18 protein-coding genes are annotated in these 19,260 nt (G+C 70.6%); 15 read left to right on the plus strand and 3 right to left on the minus strand.

The annotated features are described in order from the left end of the window. Nucleotides 1–4 precede the first annotated feature (4 nt). The 12 genes from ACFQZ6_RS22385 (at nt 5) to ACFQZ6_RS22440 (ending at nt 13,381) form a co-directional block, all read left to right on the plus strand. Nucleotides 5–943, plus strand: a complete 939-nt coding sequence (locus ACFQZ6_RS22385) for an N-acetylneuraminate synthase family protein (RefSeq protein ID WP_381611805.1) — start codon at nt 5–7, stop codon at nt 941–943. A gap of 53 nt (nt 944–996) precedes the next feature. Continuing rightward, entirely contained in the window at nt 997–2,061 is a 1,065-nt protein-coding gene (locus ACFQZ6_RS22390) for a hypothetical protein (RefSeq protein ID WP_381611807.1), read from the plus strand. A 241-nt stretch (nt 2,062–2,302) separates the two neighbouring features. After that, the gene (locus ACFQZ6_RS22395; RefSeq protein WP_381618539.1) at nt 2,303–3,532 is read left to right on the plus strand and encodes a M20 family metallopeptidase; all 1,230 of its coding nucleotides are present in this window, start codon (nt 2,303–2,305) and stop codon (nt 3,530–3,532) included. 244 nt (nt 3,533–3,776) lie between these two features. After that, the gene (locus ACFQZ6_RS22400) at nt 3,777–4,835 is read left to right on the plus strand and encodes a BMP family lipoprotein (protein ID WP_381611809.1); all 1,059 of its coding nucleotides are present in this window, start codon (nt 3,777–3,779) and stop codon (nt 4,833–4,835) included. 310 nt (nt 4,836–5,145) lie between these two features. Continuing rightward, entirely contained in the window at nt 5,146–6,198 is a 1,053-nt protein-coding gene (locus ACFQZ6_RS22405; RefSeq protein ID WP_381611811.1) for a BMP family lipoprotein, read from the plus strand. Between the two features lie 358 nt (nt 6,199–6,556). Next, nucleotides 6,557–8,173, plus strand: a complete 1,617-nt coding sequence (locus tag ACFQZ6_RS22410) for an ABC transporter ATP-binding protein (protein ID WP_381618542.1) — start codon at nt 6,557–6,559, stop codon at nt 8,171–8,173. Continuing rightward, nucleotides 8,173–9,297: an ABC transporter permease gene (locus ACFQZ6_RS22415; protein WP_381611813.1), complete on the plus strand. Its 1,125-nt coding sequence runs from the start codon at nt 8,173–8,175 to the stop codon at nt 9,295–9,297. Before ACFQZ6_RS22410 ends, ACFQZ6_RS22415 begins: the two co-directional genes overlap by 1 nt. After that, on the plus strand, nt 9,294–10,568 hold the full coding sequence (locus tag ACFQZ6_RS22420; RefSeq protein WP_381611815.1) for an ABC transporter permease: 1,275 nt from the start codon (nt 9,294–9,296) through the stop codon (nt 10,566–10,568). The genes ACFQZ6_RS22415 and ACFQZ6_RS22420 overlap by 4 nt, the downstream gene beginning before the upstream one ends. After that, on the plus strand, nt 10,565–10,957 hold the full coding sequence (locus ACFQZ6_RS22425; RefSeq protein ID WP_381611817.1) for a cytidine deaminase: 393 nt from the start codon (nt 10,565–10,567) through the stop codon (nt 10,955–10,957). The genes ACFQZ6_RS22420 and ACFQZ6_RS22425 overlap by 4 nt, the downstream gene beginning before the upstream one ends. An 84-nt stretch (nt 10,958–11,041) precedes the next feature. Beyond that, entirely contained in the window at nt 11,042–12,319 is a 1,278-nt protein-coding gene (locus ACFQZ6_RS22430; RefSeq protein ID WP_381611819.1) for a thymidine phosphorylase, read from the plus strand. 95 nt (nt 12,320–12,414) lie between these two features. Continuing rightward, a complete protein-coding gene (locus tag ACFQZ6_RS22435) occupies nt 12,415–12,999 on the plus strand; it encodes a Uma2 family endonuclease (RefSeq protein WP_381611821.1) in 585 nt (194 codons plus the stop codon). Next, complete coding sequence (locus ACFQZ6_RS22440; RefSeq protein ID WP_381618544.1) at nt 12,995–13,381, plus strand: STAS domain-containing protein; 387 nt, start codon at nt 12,995–12,997, stop codon at nt 13,379–13,381. Before ACFQZ6_RS22435 ends, ACFQZ6_RS22440 begins: the two co-directional genes overlap by 5 nt. Here the strand turns inward: ACFQZ6_RS22440 and ACFQZ6_RS22445 are convergent. After that, the gene (locus ACFQZ6_RS22445; protein ID WP_381611822.1) at nt 13,265–14,281 is read right to left on the minus strand and encodes a sigma-70 family RNA polymerase sigma factor; all 1,017 of its coding nucleotides are present in this window, start codon (nt 14,279–14,281) and stop codon (nt 13,265–13,267) included. The two genes, ACFQZ6_RS22440 and ACFQZ6_RS22445, sit on opposite strands and share 117 nt — an antisense overlap. A gap of 81 nt (nt 14,282–14,362) precedes the next feature. On the opposite strand from ACFQZ6_RS22445, the gene ACFQZ6_RS22450 reads away from it, so the two are divergent. Continuing rightward, the gene (locus tag ACFQZ6_RS22450) at nt 14,363–14,554 is read left to right on the plus strand and encodes a hypothetical protein (protein ID WP_381611824.1); all 192 of its coding nucleotides are present in this window, start codon (nt 14,363–14,365) and stop codon (nt 14,552–14,554) included. 223 nt (nt 14,555–14,777) lie between these two features. Here ACFQZ6_RS22450 and ACFQZ6_RS22455 read toward each other — a convergent pair whose 3' ends face one another. Then, nucleotides 14,778–16,052: an MFS transporter gene (locus ACFQZ6_RS22455; protein ID WP_381611826.1), complete on the minus strand. Its 1,275-nt coding sequence runs from the start codon at nt 16,050–16,052 to the stop codon at nt 14,778–14,780. Nucleotides 16,053–16,115: 63 nt separating this feature from the next. On the opposite strand from ACFQZ6_RS22455, the gene ACFQZ6_RS22460 reads away from it, so the two are divergent. Further along, the gene (locus tag ACFQZ6_RS22460) at nt 16,116–17,078 is read left to right on the plus strand and encodes a LysR family transcriptional regulator (protein WP_381611827.1); all 963 of its coding nucleotides are present in this window, start codon (nt 16,116–16,118) and stop codon (nt 17,076–17,078) included. Nucleotides 17,079–17,112: 34 nt separating this feature from the next. Here ACFQZ6_RS22460 and ACFQZ6_RS22465 read toward each other — a convergent pair whose 3' ends face one another. Beyond that, nucleotides 17,113–17,874 carry an alpha/beta hydrolase gene (locus ACFQZ6_RS22465; RefSeq protein WP_381611829.1) on the minus strand — a complete coding sequence of 254 codons (762 nt, stop codon included), beginning with the start codon at nt 17,872–17,874 and terminating at the stop codon, nt 17,113–17,115. 182 nt (nt 17,875–18,056) lie between these two features. Here ACFQZ6_RS22465 and ACFQZ6_RS22470 point away from each other — a divergent pair, with 182 nt between their 5' ends. After that, on the plus strand, nt 18,057–19,196 hold the full coding sequence (locus tag ACFQZ6_RS22470) for an adenosine deaminase (protein WP_381611830.1): 1,140 nt from the start codon (nt 18,057–18,059) through the stop codon (nt 19,194–19,196). Nucleotides 19,197–19,260: the final 64 nt, after the last annotated feature.

Raw genomic sequence — 19,260 nt, forward strand, 5'->3', positions numbered from 1 at the left:
TGAAATGAGCACCAACTCCCGTCTGCGCGCCCTCGGTTCCAAGACCGCCGGTCCGGGCCAGCCCGTCTACATCACCGGCGAGATCGGGATCAACCACAACGGTGAGCTGGAGAACGCCTTCAAGCTGATCGACGCCGCCGCCGAGGCGGGCTGCGACGCGGTGAAGTTCCAGAAGCGCACGCCGGAGATCTGCACCCCGCGCGACCAGTGGGACATCGAGCGCGACACCCCCTGGGGCCGGATGACGTACATCGACTACCGCCACCGCGTGGAGTTCGGTGAGGACGAGTACCGCCAGATCGACTCGTACTGCAAGAGCCGGGACATCGCCTGGTTCGCCTCCCCGTGGGACACCGAGGCCGTCGCCTTCCTGGAGAAGTTCGACGTCCCCGCCCACAAGGTGGCCTCCGCCTCGCTCACCGACGACGAGCTGCTGCGCTCGCTGCGCGCCACCGGCCGCACGATCATCCTCTCCACCGGCATGTCCACGCCGAAGCAGATCCGGCACGCCGTGGAGGTCCTCGGCAGCGACAACATCCTGCTCTGCCACGCCACCTCCACCTACCCCGCGAAGGCGGAGGAGCTGAACCTGCGCGTCATCAACACCCTCCAGCAGGAGTACCCGAACGTCCCGATCGGCTACTCCGGCCACGAGACCGGCCTCCAGACCACGCTGGCCGCGGTCGCCCTCGGCGCCGTCTTCGTCGAGCGCCACATCACCCTCGACCGCGCCATGTGGGGCTCCGACCAGGCCGCCTCCGTGGAGCCGCAGGGCCTGCAGCGCCTCGTCCGCGACATCCGCACCATCGAGTCCTCCCTCGGCGACGGCGTCAAGAAGGTCTACGACTCCGAGCTGGGCCCGATGAAGAAGCTCCGCCGCGTCCAGGGCGTCGTCGCCGAGGCGGAGATCGCCGCCGCCGCGGGCGAGCCCGTCACCGTCTGACCGACGGACACCACCACCCCACAACCCCCTCACCACGGGACGGTCGTACGCCGATGAGCCCCCGCGCCGGGAACGCCAGCGCCCCCACTCTCGCCTTCGTCGAGAGCCCGGTCCAGCTCCTGAACACCCTGGAGTGGGCGCACCGCCACGCCTCCGGCGCGGACCTCACGCTCGTCGTGCTCTCCCCGGTCGACCCGATGACCCGCGGCCAGCTCCGGCGCATGTCCGAGCTGGCCCGGGAGGAGGGGCACGAGGTCCGCTGGGAGGAGGCGCGGGGCGGCGCCGCCGCGCCCTTCCAGACCATCGGCTCCCTCGTCGGCCCGCTGCGCCGCGCCGAACGGATCGTCATGGGCGATCCGTTCTCGCGTTACGTCCAACTGCTGCTGACGATCACCCGCGCCCGCGACCTGGTCGTCGTCGACGACGGCACCGCGACCATGGAGTTCGTCACCCAGCTCGCCCGCGGCGAACGCCTGGTGCGCTGGCACCGCAAGGGCAGCCGCCCCGGCCCCCGCGACCTGGTCTTCGGCCCGGTCTCCTCGGCCGCCCGGCGCCGCCTCACCCCCGGCGAGCGGCACCGGGTGCGGATCTTCTCCTCCATGCCGATCGAGGAGGTCCCCGGCGGCGTGGAGATCACCGCCAACGACTTCTCCTGGACCCGCGCCCGCTTCGGCCCGCCCCGCCTCACCAAGGGCGCCGACCTGGTCGGCACCTCCCTGGTGGAGACCGGCGTCGTCGACGGCGAACGGTACCTGGAGGCCGTCCGCACCCTCGCCAAGGCGCACGGCGCCACCCGCTACTTCGCGCACCGCCGGGAGAGCGCCGACAAACTCCACCGGCTCTCCCTGGAGACCGGCCTGGAGGTCGTCCGCCCCGACCTCCCGCTGGAGCTGATCGCCCGCCGCGGCCCCATCGGCCGGACCATCCTCAGCTTCCCGTCGACGGTCGTGCACACCCTCCCGCTGGCCCTCGCCGGTACGGAGGTCAGGGTCGCCGTCTGCGACATCGACCCCGACTGGCTCACCACCGGCGCCTCCCCGCGCGCCCAGGGCTTCCTGAACGGCGTCACGGGCACCGCCCGCGGTGTGGACCGACTGCTGGCGGTACCCGGCGCCTGACTGCCACAGTCCCGTCCGCCCACTGAACGGGCGAGCGTGGGCGGGGTGGGGCGTGGTATGCGTGAGGGAGCGGGTGGGCGCCAGAGCCTCGCCAGGGTCGGAAATCCGGCGAGTTTACCCATCCGTTCCGACGCCTATGCGTCCGGCGGCCAGTTTTTCTTCCCCTAACGGGCTGAAGTTTTGTTGATCTCGGGTCAGTTGGCCGTCCGGGCGTCCTACCCTTCAGAGGGTGAAGCACTTGATGTCACTGGAGTCCGAAGCCGAAGCCGACGCCCCCGGGGAAGCCGCGCTGCCCGGCACGCTGCCGGAGGCCCTGCGCGCCGAGCTGGTCGCGTTCCGCCGCGACCTGCACATGCACCCGGAACTCGGCAACCAGGAGTTCCGCACCACCGCCGCGATCAAGGCCCGGCTGGAGAAGGCGGGCCTCGCGCCGCGCGTCCTCGCCGTCGGAACCGGACTCGTCTGCGACATCGGCGACCCCCAGGCCGACGGCCCCGCCGTCCTCGCCCTGCGGGCCGACATCGACGCGCTGCCCATCCCCGACGCCAAGACGGAGTGCCCGTACCGCTCCACCGTGCCCGACCGCGCCCACGCCTGCGGCCACGACGTGCACACCACCGTCGTGCTGGGCGCCGGTCTGGTCCTGGCCGACCTGCACCGCCGCGGCCTGCTGCCCCGCCCGGTGCGGCTGGTCTTCCAGCCCGCCGAGGAGGTGCTGCCCGGCGGCGCCGCCGACGTCATCGAGTGCGGCGCGCTGGAGGGCGTGGGCCGGATCATCGCCGTGCACTGCGACCCGCGCGTCGACGCCGGGCGCATCGGGCTGCGCCAGGGCGCCATCACCTCCGCCTGCGACCGGCTGGAGATCGCCCTCGACGGCCCCGGCGGCCACACCGCCCGCCCGCACCTGACCACCGACCTGATCACCGCCGTCGCCCGGGTGGTCACCGACGTGCCCGCGATCGTCGCCCGGCGCGTGGACACCCGCGCCGGACTCGCCGTCACCTGGGGCCGCATCGAGTCCGGCCACGCCCCGAACGTCATCCCGCAGCACGCCGAGCTGTCCGGCACGGTGCGCTGCCTGGACCTGGACACCTGGCGGACCGCGCCCGACGTGGTGCACGCGGCCGTCGACGAGGTGGCCAACCTGCACCGCGCCAAGTCGGAGATCAACTACGTCCGTGGCGTGCCGCCCGTGGTGAACCACCCCGACGCCACCGAACTCCTGCGCGCGGCGATGACCGCCCGGCGCGGCGCCGACTCCGTCGAGGACACCGAGCAGAGCCTCGGCGGCGAGGACTTCTCCTGGTACCTCGAACACGTCCCCGGCGCCATGGCCCGCCTCGGCGTGCGCACCCCCGGCGAGCGCACGGTCCGCGACCTCCACCAGGGCGACTTCGACGTGGACGAGCACGCGATCACCGTGGGGGTGGAGCTGTTCACCGCCGCGGCCCTCGTCGACAGCGCCTGGTGACCGTTCGTACCCCCTCCGGTTGCGGTCCCGCACGCCCCGGGGCAACGTGGTGCGCGTGACGTCGAGGCGCGCACATCTCGCCCTGTATGCACCATTCGATCCGGTGGTTCACGGGGACGTAACCGGCCACCGGCACGAATGGATAACGGCCCTGCGGCACCCCGTTCCCAGGAGTGTCTACGCGCGTTAATGTGCGCCGAACTGAGCACCCACTGCGGGGCTTTGGAGAATGGGGAACTTCACGATGCGTCGGATATCCAAACTGACCCGCGTCGCGGTGGGGATCGCGTCGCTCGCGCTCGCCGCCACGGCCTGCGGTGGCACCAGCAGTGACAGCGACAACGACAGCGGCAGCGACGGCGGCAAGGAGAAGCTCGGCCTCGCCATCGCCTACGACATCGGCGGCAAGGGCGACCAGTCCTTCAACGACGCCGCCTTCGCGGGCCTGGAGAAGGCCAAGGCCGAGTTCGGCTACAAGACCGCCGACATCGAGCCGACCGAGGGCGAGACGGACGCCGACAAGGAGCAGCGGCTGGCGTCCCTGGCCAAGCAGGGCTACAACCCCGTCGTCGGCGTCGGCTTCGCCTACGGCCCCGCGATGGAGGCCGTCGCCGCGAAGTACCCGGACACCACCTTCGGCATCATCGACTCCGTCGTCGAGGGCGACAACGTCGCGTCCCTCGTCTTCGCCGAGGAGCAGGCGTCGTACCTCGCCGGTGTCGCCGCCGCCAAGGCCACCAAGACCAAGACCGTCGGCTTCGTGGGCGGTGTGGACATCCCGCTGATCCACAAGTTCGAGGCCGGTTACAAGCAGGGCGTGACCGACACCGACCCGAAGGTCAAGGTGCTCTCGCAGTACCTGACCCAGACGGCCGAAGAGGGCGGCTTCTCCAGCCCCGACAAGGGCAAGGCGGCGGCCGAGGGCCAGATCGAGAAGAACGCCGACGTCGTCTACCAGGCGGCCGGTCTCTCCGGCCAGGGCGTGATCGAGGCCGCGGCGAAGGCCAAGGTCTGGGCGATCGGCGTCGACTCCGACCAGTACGAGCAGGAAGCCCTCGCCGCGTACAAGGACTACATCCTCACCTCCGCGCTGAAGGACGTCGGCGGCGCCGTGTACGCGCTGGCCAAGTCCGTCGAGGACGGCAAGCCGCTGACCGGCGTGCAGACCTTCGACCTGAAGGTGGACGGCGTGGGCCTGTCCGACTCCAACCCGAAGTTCGCCGAGATCGAGGGCCTCCAGGACGCCGTGGCCAAGGCCAAGGAGGGCATCATCGACGGCTCGATCAAGGTCAAGACCGAGTAGCCGTAACCGGTCGTACTCCACGCGCGAAGCGGGCGGGCGCCCCCAGCCCCGCCCGCTTCGGCGTGTCCGGACCACCCCGCGACCGGGACGTCACCCACCGCCACCCTCCCCGGGGCCTGTGACCAAGCTCTCCGCCCCCCAGAACACGGGGACATAACAAGGCGGACAGAAGGGGTTTTCAGGCAGGTCTACGCGCGTTAATCTGCGGAAAAGCCAGCGCCGTTGCTGAACCGTCCCGGCGCTAAGCGACCCCGGGAAGTGTGGGTACCCCCTTCTTCTCCGGACCCGCTAGTACGACAGGAGCACCACAATGCGCCGGATTTCCCGGATCACGGTCGCAGGCGCAGCGACCGCCTCCCTGGCCCTCGCCCTCTCCGCCTGCGGCGGCACCTCCTCCGAGAGCGCCTCCTCGGAGTCGAAGGGCGGGGACAAGGGCCTCGCCATCGCGTACGACGTCGGCGGCAAGGGCGACCAGTCCTTCAACGACGCCGCCTTCGCGGGCCTGGAGCAGGCGAAGAAGGAGTTCGGCTACGAGACGGCCGACATCGAGCCCACCGACGGCGAGACGGACGCCGACAAGACCCAGCGGCTGTCCTCGCTGGCCAAGCAGGGCTACAACCCGGTGATCGGCGTCGGCTACGCGTACGCCGCCGCCGTGAAGGAAGCCGCGGAGAAGTTCCCGGACACCACCTTCGGCATCGTCGACGACGCCACCATCGAGGCGGACAACGTCGCGGACCTGGTCTTCTCCGAGGAGCAGGCGTCGTACCTGGCCGGTGTCGCCGCCGCCAAGTCCACCAAGACGAACACCGTCGGCTTCGTGGGCGGCGTGGACATCCCGCTGATCCACAAGTTCCAGGCGGGCTTCGAGCAGGGTGTGACGGACACCAACCCGAAGGTGAAGGTGCTCTCGCAGTACCTGACCCAGACGGCGGAGGAGGGCGGCTTCTCCAGCCCCGACAAGGGCAAGTCGGCCGCCGAGGGCCAGATCGAGAAGAAGGCCGACGTCGTGTACGCGGCGGCCGGTCTCTCCGGTCAGGGCGTGATCGAGGCCGCCGCCGCCAACAAGGTGTGGGCGATCGGCGTCGACTCCGACCAGTACAAGCAGGAAGCCCTCGCCCAGTACAAGGACTCGATCCTCACCTCGGCGATGAAGGACGTCGCCAAGGCGGTCTACAACCTGGCGAAGTCGGTCGAGGACGGAAGCCCGGCGACCGGTATCGTCAAGGGCGATCTGAAGACGGGCGAGGTCGGCCTGTCGGACTCGAACCCCGCGTTCAAGGGCGACGCCGACCTCCAGAAGGCCATCGAGACGGCCAAGCAGAAGATCATCAGCGGCGAGATCGAGGTCAAGTCGAGCTGACGAAACAGGGTCGTCCCATGGTCCAGATCACCGTGGATCGACGGTAGGTTGTGGCCAGCCCGAGCGGGGTCAGCCTGACCGGGGTCCGGTACGCGCGGCTGCGAGGCGGAGGAGGGAGTCATGGCGGGGCCATGGCGACTGACGACAGCGCGGCCACGTGTGCCGGAACCCGTGACACCGACCGGATCCACCAGACACGTCCGAGACCCTGAGCAGCGTGTAACCGCGGGGTTACGTCCGCTCAACGGGGTACGGGGAGGCTTGCTCCCCGTACCCCGTTGTCAGCGGTGCGTCGCCCCTTTGAATGCCGTAGGGGCGCTACGCGCGTAGACGACCCCCGTCCCCAGGAGAGTGCGCCATCAACGCGTCCAGCAGCCCTCCGGCCGGAGCGGCGGTCAACGGTCAGCAGACCGCCGTCGAACTCGCCGGGATCACCAAGCGTTTCCCCGGCGTCGTGGCCAACCACGACATCCACCTCAGCGTCCGCAAGGGCACCGTCCACGCCCTCGTCGGCGAGAACGGCGCGGGCAAGTCCACGCTGATGAAGATCCTCTACGGTATGCAGAAGCCGGACGAGGGCACCATCACCATCGAGGGCGAGCAGGTCTCCCTGCACTCGCCCGCCGACGCCATCACCCGCGGCATCGGCATGGTCCACCAGCACTTCATGCTCGCCGACAACCTCACGGTCCTGGAGAACGTGGTCCTCGGCAGCGAGAAGCTGTACGGCATCGGCGCCAAGGCCCGCCGCAAGATCAGGGAGATCTCCGACCGCTACGGCCTCGGCGTCGAGCCCGACCGCCTGGTCGAGGAACTCGGCGTCGCCGCCCGCCAGCGCGTGGAGATCCTCAAGGTCCTCTACCGCGGCGCCCGCACCCTGATCCTCGACGAGCCCACCGCCGTCCTGGTCCCGCAGGAGGTCGACGCCCTCTTCGCCAACCTGCGCGAGCTGCGCGCCGAGGGCCTGTCGGTCATCTTCATCTCGCACAAGCTGGGCGAGGTCCTCTCCGTCGCCGACGACATCACCGTCATCCGCCGCGGCACCACCGTCGGCACCGCGATCCCCTCCGAGACCACCCCCCGCCAGCTCGCGGAGATGATGGTCGGCAGCGAGCTGCCCACCCCCGAGACCGCCGAGTCCACGGTCACCGACCGCCCCGTCATCACCGTCGACAAGCTGCACCTGGCGGCCCCCGGCGGCAAGGCCCTGCTGGACGACATCAGCTTCACCATCCACGCGGGCGAGGTCCTCGGCATCGCGGGCGTCGAGGGCAACGGCCAGACCGAACTGGTCGACGCCCTCATCGGCCTGAAGGGCGCCGACTCCGGCACCATCACCCTCGCGGGCGAGGAGATCACCGCCTGGCCCACCCGCAGGCGCCGTGAGCAGGGCATCGGCTACATCCCCGAGGACCGCCACCGGCACGGCCTGCTCCTGGAGGCCCCCCTCTGGGAGAACCGCATCCTCGGCCACGTCACCGAGCAGCCCAACGCCAAGGGCGTCTGGCTGAACCCGAAGGCCGCCCAGGAGGACACCCGCCGGATCGTCAAGGAGTACGACGTCCGCACCCCCGGCATCGACGTCACCGCCGCCTCCCTGTCCGGCGGCAACCAGCAGAAGCTGATCGTCGGCCGGGAGATGAGCAGCGGCCCGCGCTTCCTGATCGCCGCCCACCCCACCCGCGGTGTGGACGTCGGCGCCCAGGCCGCCATCTGGGACCACATCCGCGCCGCCCGCCGCGAGGGCCTCGCGGTACTGCTGATCTCCGCCGACCTGGACGAGCTCATCGGCCTGTCGGACACCCTGCGGGTGATCTACAACGGCAGGCTGGTCGCGGACGCCGACCCGGCCACCATCACCCCGGAGGCGCTGGGCTCCGCCATGACCGGCGCGGCCTCCGGACACCTCGAAGACGAAGAGACCCCCGAGACCCCGGCCCAGGCCCCCGAGGCTCCGGAAGACGAGGCCCGCTGATGAAGAAGTTCGACAAGGAGCGCGTGCTCCTCGCGCTGGCCGGTCCGGTCATCGCGCTCGCCGTGGCCTTCGTGCTCAGCGCGATCGTGCTGGTCGCGTCCGGCAAGAACCCGTTCGAGCCGTTCTCGATCATGTTCGAGCAGGCCACGTTCTCCGACATCCAGGTCCTGATCATCAACCAGGCCTCGATGTACTACATCGCGGCGCTCGCGGTGGCCATCGGCTTCCGGATGAACCTGTTCAACATCGGCGTCGACGGCCAGTACCAGCTCGCCGCCATGATCGCCGCGATCGTCGGCGCCCACATGGACCTGCCGTCGGTCATCCAGATCCCGCTGCTGCTCCTGGCCGCCGCCCTCACCGGCTCCCTGTGGGCCGGGATCGCCGGAATCCTGAAGGTCACCCGAGGCGTCAGCGAGGTCGTCGCGACGATCATGCTCAACGCGGTCGCCGTCAGCCTCATCTCCTACATGTGGCTGCCCGACGTCTTCGGCGAGAAGGTCGGCAACAACAGCACCACCGGCGAGATGGCCGAGTCCGGCTGGGTCCCCGGCATCGACATGGGCGAGGCGGGCGAGATCTACGGCCTGGTCGTCCTCGCCGCCCTGCTCGGCATCGGCTACTGGGTCGTCCTCAACCGCACCCGCTTCGGCTTCGACCTGCGCGCCTCCGGCGCCTCCCAGACCGCCGCCGCGGCGTCCGGCGTCGACCCCAAGCGCATGGTGCTCTCCGCCCTGCTGATCTCGGGTGCCGTCGCCGGACTCGCGGGCCTGCCGATCCTCATGGGCGACACCCACACCTTCAGCCGCAGCTTCCCCACCGGCATCGGCTTCCTCGGCATCGGCATCGCCCTCCTCGGCCGCAACAGCCCGGTCGGCATCGCCTTCGCCTCCCTGCTGTGGGCCTGGCTCGACAAGGCCTCGCCCGAGCTGGACTTCCACGGCTACGACAAGGAGATCGCCGTCATCATGCAGGGCGTGATCGTCCTCGCGGTCGTCGTCTCCTACGAAGCCGTACGCGAATGGGGCCTGCGCCGCCAGCAGCGCCACGTCGGCGCCGAACTGGCCGCCGGTAACGCGCTCGGCGCCGACAACAACACCACGAAGGAGGTGGCTGGCCGATGACCGCGCCGACCTCAGCGACCGACGTCAACCAGCCGACGCTGACGCCCGCGGCACCCACCGGCCGCCGCCTCTCCCTGCCGGTCCTGCTCCTGGTCATCGCCGGAGCGCTGGCGCTAACCTCGATCGTCCGCATCATCACCGGCGCGGACGGCATCACCAACGTCAGCCAGATGTCCACCGCCCTCCAGCTCGCCGTGCCGATCGGCCTCGCCGGTCTCGGCGGCCTCTGGGCGGAACGCGCGGGCGTCGTCAACATCGGCCTTGAGGGCATGATGATCCTCGGCACCTGGTTCGGTGCCTGGGCGGGCTTCCAGTGGGGCCCGTGGACCGGCGTCCTCGTCGGCCTCGCGGGCGGCGCGATCGGCGGCCTGCTGCACGCGATCGTCACGGTCACCTTCAACGTCAACCACATCGTCTCCGGCGTGGCCATCAACATCCTCGCCCTCGGCGCGACCCGCTACCTGGCCCCCCTCGCCTTCGAGGGCCACCAGGGCGGCTCCGCCAAGCAGTCCCCGCCGGTCGAGTCCCTCGGCCACTTCACGGTCCCCGGCCTCTCCGACTGGCTCCGGGACCTCAACGCCAAGGGCTGGTTCTTCCTCTCCGACATCGCGGGCCTGCTCGGCGGCCTGGTCACCAACGTCTCCTGGCTGACCCTCGTCGCGGTGGCCCTCATCCCGGGCACCTGGTACATCCTCTGGCGCACCCCGTTCGGCCTCCGCCTGCGCTCCTGCGGCGAGAACCCGATCGCCGCCGAGTCCCTCGGCGTCAACGTCTACAAGTACAAGTACATCGCCGTGATCATCTCGGGTGCGCTCGCGGGCCTGGGCGGCGTCTTCCTCTCCATCGTCGCCAACCCCTTCTACCTGGAGGGCCAGACCAGCGGACGCGGCTACATCGGCCTCGCCGCGATGATCTTCGGCAACTGGATGCCGGGCGGCCTGGCGATCGGCGCGGGCCTGTTCGGCTACACGGACAGCCTCAACCTCCGAGGCGGCTCGGAGAACGTCCACGCGCTGCTCCTCCTGGGCGCCCTGCTCCTCCTCATCGGCGCGATCTACCTGGCGATCCGCAAGAACTACGTCCCCGCCGTGATCACCCTGATCGTCGGCGCGGCGGTCTTCGCCTGGTACGCGGGCACGAACGAGGTCCCCAACCAGGTCGTCTCCGCCACCCCCTACGTCATCACGCTCCTGGTCCTGGCCCTCTCGGCCCAGCGCCTGCGGATGCCGAAGGCGGACGGCCTGCCGTACCGGAAGGGACAGGGCAAGTGACCGAAGCCGACTGGGACGCCCTGCGCGAGGTGGCACACGAGGCCATGACCCACGCCTACGCCCCCTACTCGGGCTACCCGGTCGGCGTCGCGGCCAGGGTCGACGACGGCCGCACGGTCTCCGGCTGCAACGTGGAGAACGCCTCCTACGGCCTCGGCCTGTGCGCCGAGTGCGGCCTGGTCTCGGAACTCCAGCGCACCGGCGGCGGCCGTCTGACCCACTTCACCTGCGTCGACGGCAAGGGCGACATCCTCGTCCCGTGCGGCCGCTGCCGCCAGCTCCTGTACGAGCACGGCGGCCCGGACCTGCTCCTGGAGACCCCCGCGGGCATCCTCCCGCTCTCCGAGATGCTGCCCCAGGCCTTCGGCCCGGACCACCTCACCAAGTAAGCCCCCACGACGGCCCCTTCGGACCACACACCGGAGGGGCCGCACACTTCCAGAACCACTCGGAAGGTAAGGAACCCCATGGCCATGGACGCCATCTCCGTCATCCGCACCAAGCGGGACCGCGGCGAACTCAGTGACGCGCAGATCGACTGGGTCATCGACGCGTACACCCGCGGCGAGGTCGCCGACGAGCAGATGTCCTCGCTCGCCATGGCCATCCTCCTCAACGGCATGAACCGCCGGGAGATCGCCCGCTGGACCGCCGCGATGATCAACTCGGGCGAGCGGATGGACTTCTCCTCCCTCACCCGCCCCACCGCCGACAAGCACTCCACGGGCGGCGTGGGCGACAAGATCACGCTCCCGCTCGCCCCCCTGGTGGCGGCCTGCGGCGCGGCGGTCCCGCAGCTCTCGGGCCGCGGCCTCGGCCACACGGGCGGCACCCTGGACAAGCTGGAGTCGATCCCGGGCTGGCGGGCCCTGCTCTCCAACGAGGAGATGCTGAACGTCCTCGACACCACCGGCGCGGTGATCTGCGCGGCGGGCGACGGCCTGGCCCCCGCCGACAAGAAGCTGTACGCCCTCCGCGACGTCACGGGCACGGTCGAGGCCATCCCCCTGATCGCCTCCTCCATCATGTCGAAGAAGATCGCGGAAGGCACGGGCAGCCTGGTCCTGGACGTGAAGGTAGGCACAGGCGCCTTCATGAAGACCATCGAAGACGCCCGAGAACTGGCCGCGACGATGGTCGGCCTGGGCACGGACCACGGCGTCCGCACGGTCGCCCTCCTCACGGACATGTCCACCCCCCTCGGCCTCACCGCGGGCAACGCCCTGGAGGTCCGCGAGTCCATCGAGGTCCTGTCAGGCGGCGGCCCGTCGGACGTAGTGGACCTCACCCTGGCCCTGGCCCGCGAGATGCTGGCAGCGGCGGGCCTCCACGACACCGACCCGGCGAAGGCCCTCGCCGACGGCTCGGCGATGGACGTCTGGCGCCGCATGATCACCGCCCAGGGCGGCGACCCGGACGCCCCCCTGCCGACCTCCCGCGAACAGCACGTGATCAAGGCCCCGGCGTCCGGCACGCTGACCCGCCTGGACGCCTACGACATCGGCGTCGCCGCCTGGCGCCTCGGCGCGGGCCGCGCCCGCAAGGAGGACCCGGTCCAGGCAGGCGCGGGCATCGAAATGCACGCCAAGCCCGGCGACCAGGTCACCGAGGGCCAGCCCCTCCTGACCCTCCACACGGACACCCCCGACCGCTTCGAGTACGCCCTGGACTCCCTCACGAACGCCTACGACATCGCGCAGCCCGGCACGGACTTCACGGCATCCCCCGTGGTGCTGGAACGTATCGCCTGACCAGCGGTTTCCTCATACGGGTGAACGGGATCGGTGGACCACCACCGGTCCCGTTCGCCATGCTGGACTCGGTGACGCACCGATAGGAGACCGCCATGAGCGCACTCACCGTCAGCCATGACCCCGAGCACAACTGGGACGACCTCGTCCGCTTCCGGGAGGAGATGGAGTGGCCTGAGGGCAGCAAGGTGGAGATCATCGAGGGGATCATCACCGCGTCACCTTCTCCCGCGACCCGCCACAACCTGATCGCGGACCGTCTCCAACGTCGCCTCTACTCCGTGATCCCTGACGACTGGGGAATCTTCCAGACGCTGTCCATCGCCGTGCCGTCCCGCCTGGGCATGTTCATCCCGGACCTCGTGGTCGCTCCCGTCGCCCTGTGCGACCAGGCGGAGAACCACGTCCCCGCCTCTCTCGCCGAACTGGTCGTAGAGATCACCTCCAAATCCAACGCCCGCCATGACCGCATCAGCAAACCCGCCGCCTACGCCGCCGCGGGCATCCCCCTGTACCTGCTGATCGACCGCTGGGCCCCGGAAGGCGCCACAGCGACGCTGTACGGAGACCCGAAGGACGACGTCTACCGCCCCCTGAGCACGGCCAAGTTCGGCGAGCCGATCAAGCTGCCCGCCCCCTTCGACCTGGTCATCGACACGTCGGAGTTCCCCGCCGATTAGTTCACGGCGTCCACCCGGTCTACCGATCGTGGACGCCAAGACACCCGCCGAACTCGTGCTCGTAGGCCCCGTCACCCGGGACGAGGTGACGGGACTCTGTGAGGACGTACGGGTACGGCTGGAGGGGGCCGCCGTCAGAGTCGTCGTCTGCGACGTCGCCGGACTCGGACCACCCGGCCTGACGACCGTCGACCTCCTCGCCCGCCTCCAACTCACGGCGAAACGGGCCGGAGGCCACATCCGCCTCCGCAACCCCGCCCCCGGACTACCTGCCCTCCTCGACCTGGTCGGTCTCCGCTTCGAGATGGAGGGGCAGCCCGAACAGCGGGAACCACCGCTTGGTGTCGAGGAAGCAGTGGAACCCAGTGATGCGCCCCCCTGAGATCTCCAGCACCTGCACCGCCCAGGGACTGAAGCCACCCGCCTCCTCGTCCGGCTTGTAGTGCGCGAACCCGGGCAGCCCGTTCACCTCCACCGGCAGCAGCCGCGACCCGGCGCAGGACGCGCCCATCGTCGTCATGAACCCGGTGATGTCCGAAGGCCCGAGCAACCACAGGTCGAACGGCGGCATCGTCATGACGGCGTCCTCGTGCAGCAGCGCCGTCAGCGCGGTCATGTCGTAGCCCTCGAAAGCCGCGACATACCGCTCCAACAACTTGCGCTGCTCCTCGTCCAGCGGATCGGACACGGCCGCCTCGGCGCCGCTGTCCGCCCGCTCGGCGAGGGTCGCCCTGGCCCGCTGAAGGGCACTGTTCACCGACGCGACCGACGTGCCGAGCAACTCGGCGACCTCGCTCGCCTTCCACGCCAGCACCTCCCGCAGGATCAGCACCGCCCGCTGCTTGGGCGGCAACTGCTGCAACGCGGCCATGAACGCCAGCCGCACCGACTCCTTGGCGACGGCGGCCTCCGCCGGGTCCGCGGTGGTCGGCAGCACTCGGGCGTCCGGCATGGGCTCCAGCCAGGTGTGATCGGGCCGCGGCGACAACGCCGCCTGCGCCAGCGGGGTGGCCTCCGTCAGGTCCATCGGTCTGGCGCGCTTGTTACCCGCGGTGAGCAGATCGAGACAGACATTCGTGGCGATGCGGTAGAGCCACGACCGCAGGCTGGAGCGCCCCTCGAACTTCTCGTAGCTCCGCCACGCCCGGACCATCGTGTCCTGCACCGCGTCCTCGGCCTCGAAGGACGAGCCGAGCATTCGGTAGCAGTAACCGGTCAGCTCGACACGGTACTTCTCCAACTGCGCGTCAAGCTCTGTCGTCGTCGCCGTACCGTTGCTCATCGTGCGTCCACCCACCCCTGTGGCATTCCTGTAGCGCGCCATCGCGCCCGGCACCTTGGAAGCTACCGCAGCCCACTGACAATGGCGTCCGGAGCGGGGAATTACCTGGTCAGCAGGGGGGAGGGTGTCCTCACCCGCCCGGCGCGGCTGCTGGCGGCGGTGGGTCGCGCGGCCCGGCGCTACGGGGTGCCGCTGCGCCCACCCGTGCCGCCCCAGCGGCACGACTGCCCGCAGCTACGACGGCGGCTACAGCGGCACGACTGCCCGCAGTGACGGCGGAGCCGACGACGAGTCGCAGTCGCCGTACGACGGAAGGGGCCGTGTCGGGGGGTGTCCGCCCGCAGTGGTTCGCGCGCAAGACCCCGTTCCCCTCACGACCCCCAGCCCGCGCGGTTCCGAGGACGGACACCCCCCGGCGCGGCCCCGACCCACCCCCCGGCAGACAGCGCTACGCACGCCACCCACACCACCCGCGCAGGCCGCCGCAGGCAGTGCGTCACGCTCGGGCAGCCGCCCGCGAGCCCGCCACCGTGATGGCGACGACGCCAGCCACGGCCGTGAGGCCGACCAGCACCGTCCCGCCCCAGCCCCCCGCGTGGAACGCCACCGCCCCCGCCGTACTGCCCGCACTGGAGCCGACGTAGTACGCGGACTGGTACAGCGCAGACGCCTGCGCCCGCCCCCGCGTCGCCGTCTTGCTCACCGCCGACGAGGCGACCGCGTGCCCCGCGAAGAACCCCGCCGTGATCAGCACCAGCCCCGCCACCACCGCCCCCAGCGAGTCCGCCAGGGACAGCAGCAGCCCCAAAGCGGTAGTCCCCCCGGCCAGGTACAGCGCTCCCCGACGCCCCAACCGCCCCACCAGCCGCCCCGCACCGGAAGCCGACACCGTACCGACCAGGTACACCAGGAAGATCGACCCCACCACACCCTGCGGCAACGAGAACGGCGCCTCCGTCAGGCGGTACCCGATCACCGTGTACACGCCACCGAACACCGTCATGAACAGCGCACCGATCGCGTACAGCCGCCGCAGCAACGGAGTCCCCAGATGGTCCCGCACCGTCCCCACCAGCACCCCAGGCCGCAACGACCCCGCCACGAAGTGCCGAGGCGCGGGCAGCAGCAGCCGGAACGACACCGCGCACACCACCGCCACCGCCCCGATCACCCCGACCGCGACCCGCCAGCCCCACTCCTGCGCGACCCACCCGGTGATGACCCGACCGCTCATCCCGCCCACACTGTTGCCCGCGACGAACAGCCCGATCGCCGTCACCAGCGCCCGAGGCCGGACCTCCTCCGCCAGATACGCCGTGGCCGAAGCGGGCAGCCCCGCCAGTGCGGCGCCCTGCACCGCCCGCAACACCACCAGCACCGGCAACGACGGCGCGAACGGCACCAGCAGCCCCACACCCACCGCCACCGCCAGCGACCCCGTCATCACCGCACGCCGCCCGAACCGCTCCGACAGCGCGCTCATCGGCAGCACGAACAGCGCCAGCCCACCCGTGGCCGCCGCCACCGTCCAACTCGCCGCACTCGCCGTCACCCCGAACTCCCCGGAGATCAACGGCAGCAGCGCCTGCGTGGAGTACAGCAGCGCGAAGGTGGCGACCCCGGCCAGGAACAGCGCGAAACTCATCCGCCGGTAACCGGGACCACCCGGCTCCATACGTCGATCAGCGGCAGCGGCAGCGGCAGCGGCAGCGGCAGCGGGAACAGGAACGGCGCCCACGACCGTGGACGCCCCGGTACTGGCAGGAGACATACCCCGAACCTACGAACCCCCGCACTCATCCGTCCAATGCACAGAACCCCCATAATCGTTCCCGTGCCGCATCAACCCAGCTCCCAGCCCCGCCTGTCACACACCAGTGACACAAGCAGTGACGCACGAGACATCGTCACCCGCCTCGCCCCCCGCCTCGCCCACTTCGCCGGAGTCGCCCGCACCGAGCACGTCACCCGCGCCGCCCAGGAGCTGAACGTCCCCCAGTCCACCCTCTCCCGCGCCCTGGTCCGCCTCGAACAGGACCTCGGCGTCGACCTGTTCGCCCGCCGTGGCCGCACCGTCTCCCTCACCCCCGCGGGCCGCACGTTCCTCACCCACGTCGAGCGCGCCCTCGCGGAGGTGGAACGCGCCGCGGAGGAGGTGCGCGCGGACGCCGACCCGGCCACCGGCAAGGTCGCGTTCGGCTTCCTGCACACCATGGGCGCCGAGACCGTCCCCGGCCTGATCCACGCCTTCCGCGCCGACCACCCGAGGGTCCGCTTCAGCCTCGTCCAGAACTACGGCGAGGCCATGATCGAACGCCTCCGCGCCGGAGAACTCGACCTCTGCCTGACCTCCCCCGTCCCCACCGCGCCCGACCTCGTCACCCGGCGCCTCGACGAGCAGAAGCTGCGGCTGGTCGTCCCGGCCGACCACCGCCTCGCGGCCCGCAGACGCGTCCGCCTCGCGGAGGCCGCCGAGGAGGCGTTCGTCACCCTGGAACCCGGCTACGGCCTGCGCCGCATCACCGACGACCTCTGCAACGAGGCGGGCTTCAAGCCGAGGATCGCTTTCGAGGGCGAGGAGGCCGAGACACTCAGGGGCCTGGTGGCCGCGGGACTCGGCGTGGCCCTCCTCCCACCCCCGGCCGTCCCCCGCCCCGGCGTCGTAGAACTCACCGTCACCGCCCCCCGCGCGGCCCGCGAGATCGGCGTCGCCTGGCTGGAGGGCCGCCAGGACACCCCACCGGTCGCGGCGTTCAAGAAGTTCCTGCTGTCAAGAAGGGGCAACCTACTGCCGTAACCCGAACCCCCAACCCCCTACCGCCCCCAACCCCCTACCGCCCCCAACTCCCCCCAAACCCCGCAGCCAACGGCATCCGCAACCCCAACGGCGGCGGCGCCGCCAACGCGTCCCGCACCGGACGCGAGAACGCCCGCCCGAACAGCGCCCCCATCACGAAGTCCTCCGCCAACGCCGCCACCTCCGCCCGGTGCTGCCGCAACCGGTGCCGGTCGGAGTGCACCTCGAACCGGCACACCTCCCGGTTCGCCTTCTTCGCCCGCGCCGCCAGCCGGAACGACAGCTCGGGATCGGTCCGTTCGTCGTTCGTGCCGTGCACGATCAGCACCCGCCGCCCCACGAGCTGCTTCACGGGCTCGGGCGGCGCCGCCACGTCGTCCTCCGGCAGCCAGGGCGCGATCGCCAGCACGGAGTTGACGGCCTCGTGCCCGCCCGCGTGCAGCGCCGCCCGCGCGCCCATGTCCCGCCCGACGAGGCAGACGGGTACGTCGCCGTAGAGCCGTACGGCCTCGTCGGCGGCCCACGCCGCGTCCCGCGCCAGATGCGCCTCGCTGCCGTTCCAGCCGCGGTAGCGGTAGTGGACGACGTGCACGGCGAGCCCCTCCGCCCGCCCCACCCGCGCCAGCCGCCGCCCCAACGCCCGTACGGACGCGACGGAGAAGAAGGGAGAGGGCCTGCGGCCGGAGACCTCGTCACCGGCGGGCAGCAGCAGCACCACGCCGCTCACCGCCGTCGGTACCGGTCCGAACACCCGCCCCAGCCGGGCCCTGCGGGCCGCCGTAGCTTGCTGCACCATGACAGAACAGTGTCAGAATCACGGGTATACGCCACCCGTCCGTGCGGTCACCGTTACATATCGGCGGAACTGTACAAGTCCGAGTCCGCGGAACCGCACAAGGCCGAGGCCACCAAGCGACCGCTAAAACCAGAACGCCCGATCAACAAGCGATCTACGCGCGTAGGAGTTAGAGTGCGGAAATGACGAGCGAGACTCACCGGAACCCCACCGCCAGGGCGGCCAACTCCCCGACCCCGGAGCAGATCCACCGCGCCCCCAAGGTCCTCCTGCACGACCACCTCGACGGCGGCCTGCGCCCCGCCACCATCGTCGACCTGGCCCGCGAGACGGGCTACACGCAACTCCCCGAGACCGACCCCGGGAAACTCGGCGTCTGGTTCCGGGAGGCCGCCGACTCCGGCTCCCTGGAGCGGTACCTGGAGACGTTCTCGCACACGGTCGGCGTCATGCAGACCCGCGACGCGCTCGTCCGGGTGGCCGCCGAGTGCGCGGAGGACCTGGCCGCCGACGGCGTCGTCTACGCCGAGATCCGGTACGCCCCCGAACAGCACCTGGAGGCCGGGCTCACCCTCGAAGAGGTCGTCGAGGCGGTCAACGAGGGCTTCCGCGAGGGCGAACGGCGCGCGCAGGCCAGCGGCCACCGCATCCGCGTCGGCGCCCTGCTCACCGCGATGCGGCACGCCGCCCGCGCCCTGGAGATCGCCGAACTGGCCAACCGCTACCGGGACCTGGGCGTCGTCGGCTTCGACATCGCGGGCGCGGAGGCGGGCTACCCGCCCACCCGGCACCTGGACGCCTTCGAGTACCTCAAGCGGGAGAACAACCACTTCACCATCCACGCCGGTGAGGCGTTCGGCCTGCCGTCGATCTGGCAGGCGCTCCAGTGGTGCGGCGCGGACCGCCTCGGCCACGGCGTCCGCATCATCGACGACATCGAGGTCAAGGACGACGGCAGCGTCACCCTCGGCCGCCTCGCCGCGTACGTCCGCGACAAGCGCGTCCCGCTGGAGCTGTGCCCCAGCTCCAACCTCCAGACGGGCGCCGCCAGCTCCTACGCGGACCACCCCATCGGCCTGCTGCGGAAACTGCAGTTCCGGGCGACGGTCAACACCGACAACCGCCTGATGTCGGGCACCAGCATGAGCCGGGAATTCGAGCACCTCGTCGACGCGTTCGGTTACACGCTCGACGACATGCAATGGTTCTCCGTCAATGCGATGAAGTCAGCATTCATCCCTTTCGATGAACGACTGGCCATGATCAATGACGTGATCAAGCCCGGATACGCCACCCTGAAATCCGAATGGCTGTTCCGCTGACCCGGGCCTGACCTGCGGTAACAAGCCTCCGCACCCATCATCCCATAGCATCGGGAATTCACCA

The sequence above is a fragment of the Streptomyces flavalbus genome (assembly GCF_042674625.1).
GTDB lineage: Bacteria > Actinomycetota > Actinomycetes > Streptomycetales > Streptomycetaceae > Streptomyces > Streptomyces flavalbus.

Excerpts from the sequence above, each read along its gene's own strand:
- ACFQZ6_RS22415 (WP_381611813.1), top strand. The coding sequence starts at position 8,173 with ATGAAGAAGTTCGACAAGGAGCGCGTGCTCCTCGCGCTGGCCGGTCCG.
- ACFQZ6_RS22465 (WP_381611829.1), bottom strand. The coding sequence starts at position 17,874 with ATGGTGCAGCAAGCTACGGCGGCCCGCAGGGCCCGGCTGGGGCGGGTG.
- ACFQZ6_RS22405 (WP_381611811.1), top strand. The coding sequence starts at position 5,146 with ATGCGCCGGATTTCCCGGATCACGGTCGCAGGCGCAGCGACCGCCTCC.
- ACFQZ6_RS22455 (WP_381611826.1), bottom strand. The coding sequence starts at position 16,052 with ATGTCTCCTGCCAGTACCGGGGCGTCCACGGTCGTGGGCGCCGTTCCT.
- ACFQZ6_RS22470 (WP_381611830.1), top strand. The coding sequence starts at position 18,057 with ATGACGAGCGAGACTCACCGGAACCCCACCGCCAGGGCGGCCAACTCC.
- ACFQZ6_RS22445 (WP_381611822.1), bottom strand. The coding sequence starts at position 14,281 with ATGAGCAACGGTACGGCGACGACGACAGAGCTTGACGCGCAGTTGGAG.
- ACFQZ6_RS22390 (WP_381611807.1), top strand. The coding sequence starts at position 997 with ATGAGCCCCCGCGCCGGGAACGCCAGCGCCCCCACTCTCGCCTTCGTC.
- ACFQZ6_RS22430 (WP_381611819.1), top strand. The coding sequence starts at position 11,042 with ATGGACGCCATCTCCGTCATCCGCACCAAGCGGGACCGCGGCGAACTC.
- ACFQZ6_RS22400 (WP_381611809.1), top strand. The coding sequence starts at position 3,777 with ATGCGTCGGATATCCAAACTGACCCGCGTCGCGGTGGGGATCGCGTCG.
- ACFQZ6_RS22450 (WP_381611824.1), top strand. The coding sequence starts at position 14,363 with ATGGCGTCCGGAGCGGGGAATTACCTGGTCAGCAGGGGGGAGGGTGTC.
- ACFQZ6_RS22385 (WP_381611805.1), top strand. The coding sequence starts at position 5 with ATGAGCACCAACTCCCGTCTGCGCGCCCTCGGTTCCAAGACCGCCGGT.
- ACFQZ6_RS22435 (WP_381611821.1), top strand. The coding sequence starts at position 12,415 with ATGAGCGCACTCACCGTCAGCCATGACCCCGAGCACAACTGGGACGAC.
- ACFQZ6_RS22395 (WP_381618539.1), top strand. The coding sequence starts at position 2,303 with ATGTCACTGGAGTCCGAAGCCGAAGCCGACGCCCCCGGGGAAGCCGCG.
- ACFQZ6_RS22420 (WP_381611815.1), top strand. The coding sequence starts at position 9,294 with ATGACCGCGCCGACCTCAGCGACCGACGTCAACCAGCCGACGCTGACG.